Genomic DNA, 13,293 nt, shown 5'->3' with positions numbered 1-13,293 from the left:
GCGGAGATTCGTGCGCGTTAACTAAGGACGGTAATTTTCATGAAAGATGCACTCAGCACCCGACACACCTCTGTCAAACCCCTGAGACAAGCCATTCGGGCGGTCAATCGCGCATCCTGTGGCGCGCTCGCCTGCTACCTGGCGACACTGGGCGTGGCTCATGCCGCACCGTATGTGGAAGCAGGGCAGGCGGGCAATGCCGCCAGCTGGCGCAGTGCCGAATTCAATGCCGACTGGGGCCTGGGCGCGATCAACGCCGATCAGGCCTACGCCGCAGGCTACTCGGGCAAGGACATCAAACTGGGCATCTTCGACCAGCCGGTCTACGCCCCGCATCCGGAATTCGCCAGCCCCAACAAGGTGGTCAATCTGGTCACCAGCGGCATCCGTGAATACACCGACCCGTACATCCCGGTGAAGGCGGGCGACGCTTTCCGCTACGACGGCGCACCGAGCCTGGACTCCGGCGGCAAACTCGGTAACCACGGCACCCACGTCGGCGGCATTGCCGGTGGTAATCGCGACGGCGGGCCGATGCACGGCGTGGCCTACAACGCGCAAATCATCAGCGCCGACAACGGCGACCCGGGCCCGGAAGACGGCATCGTACTGGGCAACGACGGCGCGGTGTATCAGGCTGGCTGGAACGCGCTGGTCAACAGCGGCGCGCGAGTCATCAACAACAGTTGGGGCATCGGCATCACTGATCGCTTCAGCAAGGGCGGTCGCGACCCTGCCTTCCCGCATTTCACCGTGCAGGACGCGCAAGTGCAGTTCGACCAGATCCGCCAGATCCTCGGCACGCGTCCGGGCGGTGCGTACCAGGGCGCTATCGATGCCGCACGCAGCGGCGTTGTCACCATTTTCGCTGCGGGTAACGACTACAACCTCAACAACCCCGACGCGATGGCCGGGCTCGGCTACTTCGTACCGGAGATCGCGCCCAACTGGCTGACCGTCGCCGCCCTGCAACAAAATCCGGATGCCGCAGCGGCCGCTACCACGCCCTACACGCTGAGCACTTTTTCGTCGCGCTGTGGCTACACCGCCAGCTTCTGCGTCTCGGCACCGGGCACGCGCATCTACAGCTCGGTGCTCAACGGCACCAGCCTGGCAGACCTGACCGTCGGCTGGGCCAACAAGAACGGCACTTCGATGGCTGCGCCTCACGTCGCAGGCAGCATGGCTGTGCTGATGGAGCGCTTTCCGTACATGACCGGCGCGCAGGTCGCCGACGTCCTGAAAACTACCGCCACCGACCTCGGCGCGCCGGGCGTCGATGCGCTGTACGGCTGGGGCATGATCAACCTCGGCAAGGCGGTCAACGGCCCAAGCATGTTCGTCACCGAAGCGGATATTCCTGCCGAGTTCCGTATCGACGGCGCCTACGGCGACAGCCAGTTCGTGGCTGACCTGCCTGGTGTCGGTGCGATCGTCGATGCCGGTAAACCGACCCAACGCACCTGCAGCGGGCCGCAATGCGGACTGGACGTATGGAGCAACAACATCTCCGGCCACGGCGGCCTGACCAAACAAGGTATCGGCACCCTGGTGTTGAGCGGGGCCAACAGCTACAGCGGCCCGACGCTGGTCAATCAAGGACGCCTGGCGATCAACGGCTCGCTGGCCTCTGCGGTCACCGTCAATAACGGCGGCATACTGGGTGGCAATGGCAGCGTCACCTCGCTGAACGCCAACCGGGGCGGCACCGTCGCGCCGGGCAACTCCATTGGCACCCTGCAAGTGGCGGGCGATCTCAACCTGGCACCGGGCTCGACCTACGCGGTTGAATTCTCGCCCACCGCCAGCGACCGCATCGTGGTCGGCGGCACCGCGATCGTGAGCGGCGCCAACATGGCCGTGTCTCTGGAAAACGACAATCCTGCACTGCTCAGCAGCAACCAGACCAACAGCGTTCTGGGTCAGCAGTTCAACGTGCTGCAGGCGGCTGGCGGCGTTCAGGGTCAGTTCGGTTCGGTGACCGATAACTATGCATTCCTGGACGGTAACCTGGCCTATAGCGGTACAGGCGTGACACTGGCCCTTGCACGTAACGACGACAGCTTCGCCAGCGCCGCACAAACCGACAACCAGCGCAGCGTGGCCCAGGCCATCGAGCAACTGAGTACAGGCAACTCGGTCTACGAGGGCATCATCCTCAGCCAGGACACTGCCAGCGCACGCCGCGCATTCACCCAACTGTCGGGCGAGGTGCATCCGGCCATCGCTACACAGCTGATCAACGACAGCCGCCAACTGCGCGACGCAGTGGGTGATCGTCTGCGCGTAGAAGGCTTGTACGACCAGCCAGCACCGGGCACTGAAGACAACTCGGTGTGGGTCAAGGCGCTGGGTGCCTGGGGCAAAAACAGCGGCAGCAGTGACAGCGCCAGCTCGACCTCATCGCTGGGCGGTCTGCTTGCCGGTGTGGACGGCCTGATCAGCGAGCACACCCGTTTGGGCGCGATGGCAGGTTACAGCGACACCTCGCTGAGCCTGGGCGACGACACCCACTCGCGGGCCTCGGCAGACAGCTACCACCTGGGCGCCTACATCGGCCACGAACAGGGCGCACTGCGTCTTACCGCAGGCGCGTCGCACAGCTGGCACCGCATCGACGTGAAACGCGACCTGCAATTCGGCGCGTTTTCCGACCGTCAGAAGGTCAAGCGCGACGCCCAGTCGAGCCAGGTGTTCACCGAAGCCGCCTACCGCCTGAACCTGCAACCGCTGGCACTGGAGCCATTCGCCAACCTGGCTTACGTCCACTTCGACAGCGACAGCTTCACCGAAAAAGGCGGCGCCACGGCCCTCAAAGGCAGCGACGACACCCGCGACACCGTGCTCTCTACCCTGGGCATGCGCGCCGGTAACCGCTTCAACCTCAACGACACACAAAAACTCGACGTCTCGGCCACCCTTGGCTGGCAGCACAACCTGAACGACACCTCGTCTGAACAACACCTGGCCTTCGCCAGCGCCGGCAACAGCTTCAACGTACAAAGCGTCTCCATGGACCGCGACGCCGCCGTAGTCGGCGCCCGCGCCAGCCTGGCCTTGGGCAGGGACGCACGCATCAACCTGGACTACAACGGTTTGCTGGGTGCGCGGGATAAGACTCACGGTGTGGGGCTGTCGCTGGATTGGCAGTTCTGATGGGGGATGCCTGCGGGGTGTAGTGGCTCCGCAGGCTCTCGCCACCTGTCGTGCCCATTGCTCCATATGAATATCGTGCCAATGCTCCGCGTTGGCACGCATTTCGTGACGCTCTGCGTCATATCCAAGCCATCAGGCAAATGCCTGATCACTCACAACTCCGGCTTCTGGCCTTAGGCCGTGGGGCGCACCGGTCGACGTTTCGCTGACCCGCTTCTGCCCGTAGGGCGTAGGAGCGAACTTGTTCGCGATCTGCCGGGCACCGGCAGCAAAACCTGTGTATACGTTACGTCCTTGGCAACCAAATCTCAGATTGGCCTAGCCATGCCTCATTGCCAAATAGGCTCACCGAACAACCCGAATCCTCAACAACCACCTCAACAAACAAAATTTGATGGCCCAATACCATCATGGTAAAACCTTGCAACAGACACTCGTCTGCACTCGCTAGGGAATAGCCATGAAAAAGACAGGGACAGGCGTCGTCGCCATGCTCGCATTGCTCTGCGCCTTAACCGTGCAGGCCAGAGAAACCCAGGTAACAGACGCCTCAATCGTCAAAGCCATCATCCAGGAATCCATGGACAGTTACCCCGGCAACTGCCCATGCCCCTACAACGCTGCCAGCAATGGCAGTCAATGCGGCAAACGCAGCGCGTACAGCCGCAAAGGTGGCTACGCGCCCATCTGCTACAAGGATGACGTCACCCAAGAAATGATCAACGACTACCGACGCCGCCTGAAAGACTGATCCGACGAGACACAACGGCCGTCACCGACACTGCACGGCCATCACCACGCATTCAACCCAGCCGAGAAGCAGGCAAAACCGCCCGCCACCAGGGCCTGCCTAAACTGCGCGGCCGCGCCTCAACCTGCATCTGCGGGTGCGCCAACAGCATCGGCATATCCCGCAACCGTATCCACGGCTCGCTGTGCCAGTGCAACATACTCACCGACAACCCCGGCCACTGCAGCATGCTCAGGTTCGGCGTGCAGTCATCGAACGGCACCTGCCCATCCCGCAACGCAGGCACCACCTCATGGGTAAGCCACTGTCGTAACCCACGATTCTCCGCGTGATAGTGATGCACCATCATCGCGTACGCCCCCGACTCACTGACCATCAGCTCTGATTGTGCTTCGCCGTGTAGGTCGAGCGTGATCATGCGGTGCTGGTCAGCGTCCAGCTTGCGCAGCGTCCGCTCGTTCAATGGCCAGCCGATCATGCGACCCAGATCGCGGGCGCTGAACCAGGGTTGGTTTTCGAGGAGGAGGGCGAGGAGTTGGCGTTTGTGGCGGTGGAAGGGGGTTGGGGTGAAGCCGGCACACACCTCGCGCCGCTGACGGGCACTTGCCCGAAATAGTTTGCTTAACATGCTGACCTCTACGTATGAGCTGAAATGACGTTAAAGACCAACGTAGAGCGGGCGTAAGAAATCCCAACTGAGCGGGTCAGCAAAGCCGAGACTCCCGTTCAATTAGAACGATTGGAATCTGAAGCTATGCGTGAACTCACTGCATCTACGTTGGGTGTTTCTTAGGCACCGGCGCATACGATACCGGCGCTGGCAACGTGTCGATATCGGACAGGGGAGGGAGGGGCTGTCGGGGGTTTCCGATCTTCAGGCGAGGTATCGGGCTCAGCAACCCATATCGTTCCAACGCTCCGCGTAGGAATGCAGTTCGCGACGCTCTGCGTCGCATTCTCAGGGCTGCTACATAAATAGGACACCACCGACGCTTCGCTTTACCCATGCTGGCAATCTAGATACTGTTGTCGGACTTTTCCTACAGGGACGTTCGGCAATGCCTTCGCTCAATCAGATTTTCTTCGGTCCGCCCGGTACGGGGAAAACCTACGCCACAGTCGAAGCGACATTGCAGATACTTGACCAGCCTTTTCTTGCTAGAAACCTTGATAACCGATCAGCGCTGAAAGCTCGATTTGACGAGCTGCTTGCAGCAGGTGATGTGCGCTTTGTGACCTTTCATCAGAGCTTCAGCTACGAAGACTTTGTTGAAGGGCTTCGCGCTACGACTGATGAGCAAGGCCAGATCCGTTACGAAGTGGTCTCAGGCGTTTTCAAAAGCCTCTGCGAGTCAATTGCGAGTGAACTGAGCGGAAAATACCGAGCATTCAAAGTCGGTGATCGCTACGGCACAGGCTACAAAGTGACCCGCGCCACACCTGACGTCGTTGAGATAGAGAAGCCTCAAGGTAAGCACCTTCCCATAGGTATGAGTTTGCTAAATACGCTCGCTTCTTATGTGGACGCAGGCACCTTCACTATCGAAGAACTGGGCAATGGTCGCTGGGACAAGAAAGTGCCGGGTTCCATCCTTGATCCGTTCTTGGTGAATGGCTACAAGAATTTCCTGCCGTCGATGGTCGAACACATGCTGGGTAAAAGCGAGGAGGGCTTATTTGAGCCTGCCCCTATTCAGCATAGCGATGCCAAAGTGCTGATCATTGATGAGATCAACCGAGGCAACGTCTCGCGCATCTTCGGCGAGCTGATTACCCTTATTGAACCTTCCAAGCGTGCGGGCGCCTCAGAGGCTCTTGAGGTTACGCTGCCTTACTCGAAAGAGCGCTTCAGCATCCCGAGCAACATTCACTTGATCGGCACCATGAACACATCTGACCGATCATTGGCCGCACTTGATATTGCCCTGCGTCGTCGCTTCACGTTCGTTGAGGTGCCTCCTACCCCGGAGTTGCTTGAAGACATAGAGGTTGATGGCATCGCTATCGACGAATTGCTCAGTGTGATGAACCAGCGCATAGCCGTCCTGCTTGATCAAGATCATTGCCTGGGGCACGCGTACTTCATGCCTCTTGAGAGCGATCCGACATTGGAGCGGCTGGCAGGCATTTTTCAAGAGCAAATCCTGCCGCTACTTCAGGAGTATTTCTTCGAAGATTGGCAGCGTATCCAGTGGGTCCTCAACGACCAACGCAAAGCTCCAGAAAATAGGTTCTTGATCCAGCCGAGCCAAGACCTCAGCGTGCTGTTTGGAGATGCTGTCACTTTGGGGCAGAACAACGAACGTTGGGAATTGAATCTGCCTGCATTCAAGAATATCGAGTCATATCTGGGTGTGATCGATCACAACCTGAGCGTCAGCGCGCCGCTGGAAGCGAAGAACGTCAGAACGGAAGGCGTAGACATACGACAAGCCGCTAATGGCAGTATTGAGGTCTATCGTGGAGGTCAGCAGGTCAAACCTGCCAAGCCACATTTGCGAGAGATTGCCAGCAAACATGGCCTATCTATTACATCAGCGTCGGGCATCAAGCTGAACACGCGGAGCCTCGGGCGTAAGATCATCAAGTTCCTTAGCGAACAGCAAAGGTGAAAACCACCGTAACGGTCCGGGAATATGCTCGGCTGACAACCAGCAATGTTCTTAGCCCGACGCTCGACGTAGCCCAGGTATCGCCTTCAGCTTTCGACAGGCTCTGTGAAATCAGTTCTCGCTTTAGCAAAGCGGGTGCGGCACTGGTTCAAGTTGAAGGCCGCCGCTGGCTTAAGCTCGATAATTACGTTGGCGCGCTGGAGACACCCTGCGGTACGCGTATCGAAATCCTGCCTAAGCATTTTGAACAAGGCGACTGCATCCAGCAAAGCCGTGCGCTGCTCAGGCGCATGATTCAGAAGTCATTAGACCTGCCTACCCGCAAGGTCGGCGCAACCGCCTTACAGCGTTTCGATGCGCCGTTGACCGAATGGGTGATGAGCAGCTTTTTGGAAGCGCTCGACCACCTCATCAAGCGCGGCCTTCGCTTCGACTACCAACGTGTCGAAGAGGAGCAGCGTTATCTGCGTGGCCAGCTCAATACTGCCCGCCAAATGCGCCAACCTCCTGGCCGACAGCACCACTTCCAAATTCGTCACGACGTATTCCTGCCCGATCGGGCCGAGAACCGCCTTCTCAAAACAGCGTTAGATACCGTTTGTAAAACCACTCAAGACCCCAGTAACTGGCGTCTCTCCCACGAACTGCGTTCACTGTTGCTAGAGATCCCAAACAGCCGAGACGCCACTCAAGATTTCAAGCAGTGGCGCCACGACCGGCTCATGGCCCATTACCAGCCTGTAAAGCCTTGGTGCGAACTCATCATCCAGCAGCAAACACCACTGGCGATTGCGGGCGAATGGCAGGGCATGAGCTTACTGTTCCCGATGGAGAAGCTGTTTGAACGCTACGTGGCTGCGTGCCTGAAAGATTCACTGCCGCCAGGCGCTACGCTGCATACCCAGCGCAGCAGTGAGTATCTGTGCACTCATCAGGACAAAAAGGTCTTTCAACTACGGCCCGATCTAATGATTACTCAGGGGGAGAAGAGCTGGGTTCTGGACACCAAATGGAAGCGGCTGGACAGCGAGCTGGGTAGCAAAAATTATGGCCTTAGCCAGGCTGATTTTTATCAGTTGTTTGCGTATGGGCAGAAGTATTTGAACGGGCAGGGGGATCTGGTGCTGATTTACCCGAAACGTGCTTCGTTTCAGGAGGCGTTGCCGGTTTTTGAGTTTTCGGAGGGGCTGCGGTTGTGGGTGGTACCGTTTGATATCGAGACGGGATGTTTGATATCAGGTGTGCTGCATTTACAGGTCTTTTCGTAACTTTCCCCTTTGGCGGGTACCAAAGGCATGCCTAGCGCCACCTCGAAATACTGACTGGTGGTTGTGAATTTTAATGTGCACCCGCATCTCTCGACTATAGCTTGCACGATGGCGAGGCCAAGACCGCAGCCAGTACTTGAGCTACCGCGCCAAAATCGCTCGGTCAGGAGATGAATATTATCTTGTGACATCTCAGCGCTCACGTTCTTAACCGTCACCAACGCGAACCCGCTATCGTCGGTCACGCTAACGACCACCTGCGTATTTGCTGGGCTGTGGCGCAGCGCATTATCAAGTAGGTTGCGAAGCGCAGCCACGGCAAGTACGGCCGGTATATCCAGGCACGCCAAGGGTCTTACAAACTGAAAGGTCTGAACTATCCGCTCTGTGCTGGACGTTGCATCCTGAACAGCTAACGAAACGACCTGTTCGACACCGCATTGACTTCCATCATCAAATGACAGACTGCCTTCAACCCTGGCCAACAGAAGCAATTGCTCAAGCGTGCTATGCAGACGATCAGTACCTTGCTCGGCTCGGCTCAACGCCAAGCACTGCGCTTTCCCTGAAGTCATTTGCGCAACCTGCAAATGGGTCTTAATGGCCGTCAATGGACTACGTAATTCATGTGCTGCATCACCCGTCAGGCGGCGTTCACGCTCGATTGCCCGGCTGATACGCATCAACAAGTGATTTTGAGTTTCCAGCAAAGGCTTTAACTCACAAGGAAGCATCTGAAGGTGCAGTGGTTCAAGGGAGTCGATGTTGCGCTTTCTCAATTCGTCGCGCATACGATTGAGTGGCGCCAGGCCCTTACCTATTCCCAACCAAAGCGTCGCGACGCAGGACAAAAGCGCTACCAATACTGGCATTGATGCTGATAGCAGGACGGAGTGATTCAGTTGCTCACGCTCTTGCTCGCGGTCAGCCGTCGTGATGCGAACGTCGTCCTGCACAAGCGTGAAACTTCTCCAATGCTCTCCATCGATCACTTGGTCATAAAAACCACCGTTGGGACTGGCGATGACAGTGCCAGTATTGTTGCGGTTACTTGCCAAAATTTCCCCGCGTAACGAACTGACCTCACACGCCATGCCATCGGGGATGCCCAACTGATCGGCGCTGAAATGAGCCCCGTGATCTTTGCTGGACAAAGGTTGAGGCAACTGGGCGACCAAACCCGCAACCATTCGTGCTGATGCCACAAGTCGCTGATCCAGTGAGTACATCATTTGGCTACGTACATCTTGGAACATCCAGGTCGCAGCGAGTGTCCAGACCGCGACGAAAGCAACACCCAGTATCAGACTTAAGCGTAAACGCAGGCTCATGAACAGCAACTCTGGAGTGAAGAGGCAACGCCTAATCGATACCCTGAGCCTCTAACCGTCTCGATGATTTGCCCTCCCAATTTTCGCCTTAGATGAAAAATATGGACATTAAGTGCATTGCTCTCGACCTCATCAGTGAACCCGTACACGCTATCTTTTAGTTGCTCAAGCGAGAGAACACGCCCTGGATTGTTCAGGAGGGCCAAAAGCACTGCTTGTTCACGACGCGAAAGGTCTATGGCAGTGCCAGATAGCCAGGTTTCCCGCGTACTGGGGTCGTAAGTGAGAATGCCATGTTCGATGTGGTTTACCGTTCGTCCTGCAGCGCGACGAACCAACGTATGTAATCGAGCAAAGAGTTCCCTAAGGTCGAATGGCTTTACCATGTAGTCATCAGCTCCAGCGTGGAGCCCCTTGACCCGATCATCCACGTCATCACGTGCGGTCAAAATCAACACCGGGATGTTATGCCCTCGACTTCGTAAGGATCTCAAAAGGCTGATACCGTCTTCATCGGGCAACCCCAGATCAAGAATCATCACGTCAAACTGCGCCGCATCTAAGATCGCATGAGCCGCAGAGGCTGAGCCAACGCGGTCAAGGTTAAGGCCTTGAGCATGCAAACCAGCGACGATGCCACTGGCAATAAGCTCGTCATCTTCACAAAGCAGCACGTGCATTGTTGGACCCTAATGGAGGAAAGAATTACACATAGAACGCATTGGAGCCGCTACGGTCTGCGTTCACGCAAAATAACTATGCCTGATGTTGCAGATTGCCTGTCTGACTGAGCGTTTATTTCTCAACAGACGGATGATTGATACAGCTATGTTCATATCATCCGCCCCAAAAAAAACAGGCTGAGCGTTATCTTCAATCACTTTAAATATTCGAGCCCTCATCAACGTCAGTGCGTCGGCTTAGACATTGGAAAGCATTTTTCAATGGATTGGCTTTTCCTCGGCTTTTGATAAATCTTTATGTTTGACTGATGAGGTGACAGCCGATTTCTCGTTGTGCTTTTTATCTTCAGACCCCGCAAGCTTCTCGCGTGCTTGCTGACGCTCAAGCGCTCTAGCTTCTTGGCGTTTTTGCAACATATCAGCGCCGTCTTGAGCAAAAGCGGCACAGCAGCACAGACTAAGAAACGAAGCCAAAACCAGTATCGGCGTTTTCATTAATACATTCCTCTCGGGGCAGGTTTGCAGAGCTAATCCGTCTGCTTGGATGAGCTATAATTTAATGCACCTCGATTAACTCAGTATTAAGAGCGACTAAAAATCACAAAAAATACAGACGTATACGATTATTCCTGTCGTTCAGCGCCCTCGCGCCGACTGTAAACTACAGCAGCCTTTATAAAGGGCAAGTTTGCTATACAAAAGAACGGCTAAACATTCGCTCTTGTAAATGCCGGCAACAGGTCACCCTGCAAATGAGCGCACATCGTCACTGTACGGGTATGACTTTTTTGCTCACGCTACGGACACTAATGAAAACAAGAGCAAGGCTCACCAACGCAGCCGCAAGCAGCAAAGCCAACCATGCATGCGCGCCGATCTGTGCGAGAGAGCCGGCCAACGGTGTAGCAAGCGAACCTAGAATGTGCGTGCTGGCACCTAACAAAGCGGCAGTGGCACCTAACGCTCGTTCTTGTGAGGCCATCGCAATGGACATGAGTGATGGTTCGGCGATCCCAAAACCGAAAACAGCGATGAATAGCGCTGGGACGATGCCATAAAGATCTGCACCTACGTACACGGCGAGCAGTGCCAGCGCTGAACCGCCGCTCATCATGGCAACTCCAAGCAGTGCCATCAGGCTCGCCGAGCATCTGCTGGCCAAACGGCTACCGGTCATTGCACCCAACATCATAGCCACGCCCGTGCCGCCGAATACAAAGCCGAAGATGTCTGAACGCAAGGCGTAGCCACTTTGGTACACAAAAGATGCACCACCGACGTAGCCAAACAAAAAGAAAAACACGGATGAAAGGGCCAGAGCAGGAAGGATAAATCGCTTATCCGCAACAAGACGCCGATAGGTGCCGAACACACTGGCAGGCCTGAACGGCGTGCGCTTTTCTCTGGCTAAGGTTTCCGGTAGGCAAACACTGGAGTTTAACAAAGCCAACACACCGACAATGGCCAGCGCCAGCATCACGGCTCGCCATCCGAAGTGCACATTGATGATGCCGCCGAATGCCGGTGCGAGTATCGGGGCGGCACCCTGTATGGTCACGAGCAGAGCGAAGAGCTGCGTGGCACGAATGCCGCTGGAGAGGTCGCGCACCGAGCTCATGGCGATAACGAGCACCAGCGCAACAGACAGCCCCTGAAAGAATCGAGCGAGCAGCATGGCGCCCATCGACTCGCTTAAGGATGCCCATAACGAAGCCAGGATGAACGCCGCCAGGCCCGCCAGCAAAGGGCGTCGGCGGCCTAGCGCGTCGATAACCGGCCCGAACACGAGCTGTCCCGCGCCCATTGCCAATAAAAACACCGTCAACGTCAGCTGCATGGTGGCGTAGTCAGTATTCAGGTCCTTGGTCATCTGGGGCATGGCCGCCAAGTACATATCGATGGCCGAGGGCCCAAGTATTGTGATCAAGGCCAGAGAGGCTGCTGCCTTGAAGCCGACGGTGTGCTGTGGGGTATCCATAATTTGACCGACTCTTACCTTCAGGATGCACTTGCAACGCATCAAAGAGAATTCACATACGCTACGCATGCCAAATCAAATCGTATTGACATTCGAGAGGTATGTCAATTAGCGTGCGCGGCGTATGTGAACTAAAAAGGATGCTTTTATGCAGCAACAACGCCGTACGCGCGCCGGAATGATTGAGCAAACTCGCGCCAAACTGGTAGCAGCCGCCCGGCAGGCATTTGCCAGCCAGGGCTTCGCCCATACTTCAATGGATGATTTCACCGCCGAAGTCAGTCTGACGAGGGGGGCGATCTATCACCATTTTGGCAATAAGGAAGGATTGCTACTCGCAGTCATCGAGCAGATCGAGACCGAGGTGGGCGAACGCCTTCAGGCAATTTCGGACGCGGCACCTTCTCCGTGGGAGGCCTTCCGTCGACGTTGTCGCGCCTATCTTGAACTGGCACTGGAGCCGGAAATCCGCCGGATTATCTTGCAGGATGCACGTGCCATCTTCGGTGATGTTCCGCAAGCCGCTCAGTCATTGGGCATTGCCGCACTGCAAGCCGCGCTCGACGGACTGATTGCCGAAGGTGTCGTGGCACCGCTGCACACAACCGTGACAGCCCGAATGATCTATGGCGCTGTCACCGAAGCATCGTTCTGGATCGCAGAACCTGATGGCGACATTGAGGCACGTTTGGCCCAAGCACTTGAAGGCTTGGAACGGCTACTAAGCGGTCTGCTTAATAGCTAACCGCTGCCACCTCACTTTTCAGGAATACCTACTATGCAATGGCGCAATAGCGCGACCTGTTTTGGTGGCCTTGCCAAATTTTTTCACTGGACGAGCGCGGCTTCATTTATCGCGGCTTACATCGTCGTCTATTACGTTATCTGGTTCATGGATGACACCTCGCCGGAGTCTTTGCCAGTGCTCAATATTCATTGGGTGCTTGGCCTGCTAGTCGGTTTTCTAGTGTTGCCCAGGTTGCTATGGCGATTGCTGGACATGCAGCCGGATAACCCGCCCGGTTCGGCGTTGGAACACGTACTCGCGCACGTTGCGCACGGGGGACTCTATGGTCTGATGATTGCGATGCCGCTAACGGGCTACTTGGGCACGGGGGCACCTACTGACTTCGGACTGTTCAGCATGACAGGCTTCAATGAAACCAAGCTATTCGCCTGGTTCAGTGTCACATTCAGTTTAAGCTATGAAGCGTTTGAGGCTCCGATAGATACTGTTCATCATTTCCTTGGGAAGTGGGTTGCCTGGGTCGTGGTGAGCCTGCATGTGTTAGCTGCGCTCTTCCATCACCTGGTACGCCGCGACAGTGTTTTGAGACGTATGCTGCCTTGGTCAAGCCTGCCTAAAGCGTCATGAGCTGTGGGAGCCCGGCAAGCGTGGAGAACGCTTCCAAATTAAGGGATTGATGTTTAAATCCTGCCTCTGACAGAGGGGCAGGAGTCATTAGTCTACTGTCTCCTTTGTTCCATGCTAATTGTTGACTGGCCAGCCAATT

11 protein-coding genes are annotated in these 13,293 nt (G+C 56.4%); 6 read left to right on the top strand and 5 right to left on the bottom strand.

Going from position 1 to position 13,293, the window contains the following annotated elements:
* Positions 1 to 39 precede the first annotated feature (39 nt).
* Both V476_RS03890 and V476_RS03885 read left to right on the top strand, forming a co-directional pair.
* Positions 40 to 3,156: an autotransporter serine protease gene (locus V476_RS03890; protein ID WP_024961113.1), complete on the top strand. Its 3,117-nt coding sequence runs from the start codon at positions 40 to 42 to the stop codon at positions 3,154 to 3,156.
* A 460-nt stretch (positions 3,157 to 3,616) separates the two neighbouring features.
* Positions 3,617 to 3,907 (top strand): hypothetical protein, encoded by a 291-nt coding sequence (locus V476_RS03885; RefSeq protein ID WP_024961112.1) that lies wholly within the window; start codon positions 3,617 to 3,619, stop codon positions 3,905 to 3,907.
* Positions 3,908 to 3,959: 52 nt separating this feature from the next.
* Here V476_RS03885 and V476_RS03880 read toward each other — a convergent pair whose 3' ends face one another.
* Positions 3,960 to 4,535, bottom strand: a complete 576-nt coding sequence (locus V476_RS03880) for a BRO-N domain-containing protein (RefSeq protein WP_024961111.1) — start codon at positions 4,533 to 4,535, stop codon at positions 3,960 to 3,962.
* Positions 4,536 to 4,965: 430 nt separating this feature from the next.
* Between V476_RS03880 and V476_RS03875 the strand changes: the two genes are divergently transcribed.
* Both V476_RS03875 and V476_RS03870 read left to right on the top strand, forming a co-directional pair.
* Positions 4,966 to 6,519 carry an McrB family protein gene (locus tag V476_RS03875; protein ID WP_024960035.1) on the top strand — a complete coding sequence of 518 codons (1,554 nt, stop codon included), beginning with the start codon at positions 4,966 to 4,968 and terminating at the stop codon, positions 6,517 to 6,519.
* Complete coding sequence (locus tag V476_RS03870) at positions 6,516 to 7,787, top strand: McrC family protein (RefSeq protein ID WP_024960036.1); 1,272 nt, start codon at positions 6,516 to 6,518, stop codon at positions 7,785 to 7,787. Before V476_RS03875 ends, V476_RS03870 begins: the two co-directional genes overlap by 4 nt.
* On the opposite strand, the gene V476_RS26595 is transcribed toward V476_RS03870, so the two are convergent.
* The 4 genes from V476_RS26595 to V476_RS03855 all read right to left on the bottom strand — a co-directional run bounded on the left by V476_RS26595 (position 7,670) and on the right by V476_RS03855 (position 11,779).
* Positions 7,670 to 9,118, bottom strand: coding sequence for an ATP-binding protein (locus V476_RS26595; protein ID WP_146050738.1), 1,449 nt, complete (start codon positions 9,116 to 9,118; stop codon positions 7,670 to 7,672). The two genes, V476_RS03870 and V476_RS26595, sit on opposite strands and share 118 nt — an antisense overlap.
* Positions 9,115 to 9,798: a response regulator gene (locus tag V476_RS03865; RefSeq protein WP_024960037.1), complete on the bottom strand. Its 684-nt coding sequence runs from the start codon at positions 9,796 to 9,798 to the stop codon at positions 9,115 to 9,117. The genes V476_RS26595 and V476_RS03865 overlap by 4 nt, the downstream gene beginning before the upstream one ends.
* A 261-nt stretch (positions 9,799 to 10,059) precedes the next feature.
* Positions 10,060 to 10,296: a hypothetical protein gene (locus V476_RS03860; protein ID WP_024960038.1), complete on the bottom strand. Its 237-nt coding sequence runs from the start codon at positions 10,294 to 10,296 to the stop codon at positions 10,060 to 10,062.
* Positions 10,297 to 10,567: 271 nt separating this feature from the next.
* Positions 10,568 to 11,779, bottom strand: coding sequence for a multidrug effflux MFS transporter (locus V476_RS03855; RefSeq protein WP_024960039.1), 1,212 nt, complete (start codon positions 11,777 to 11,779; stop codon positions 10,568 to 10,570).
* A gap of 148 nt (positions 11,780 to 11,927) precedes the next feature.
* On the opposite strand from V476_RS03855, the gene V476_RS03850 reads away from it, so the two are divergent.
* The gene (locus V476_RS03850; RefSeq protein ID WP_003434343.1) at positions 11,928 to 12,524 is read left to right on the top strand and encodes a TetR/AcrR family transcriptional regulator; all 597 of its coding nucleotides are present in this window, start codon (positions 11,928 to 11,930) and stop codon (positions 12,522 to 12,524) included.
* Between the two features lie 33 nt (positions 12,525 to 12,557).
* A complete protein-coding gene (locus V476_RS03845; RefSeq protein WP_024960040.1) occupies positions 12,558 to 13,154 on the top strand; it encodes a cytochrome b in 597 nt (198 codons plus the stop codon).
* Positions 13,155 to 13,293: the final 139 nt, after the last annotated feature.

Origin of the sequence: Pseudomonas syringae KCTC 12500 (assembly GCF_000507185.2) — a bacterium.
In the GTDB taxonomy this organism is placed as follows: domain Bacteria; phylum Pseudomonadota; class Gammaproteobacteria; order Pseudomonadales; family Pseudomonadaceae; genus Aquipseudomonas; species Aquipseudomonas syringae.
The sequence above is the reverse complement of the archived record's forward strand: the minus strand, read 5'-3'. Positions and strand labels throughout refer to the sequence as shown.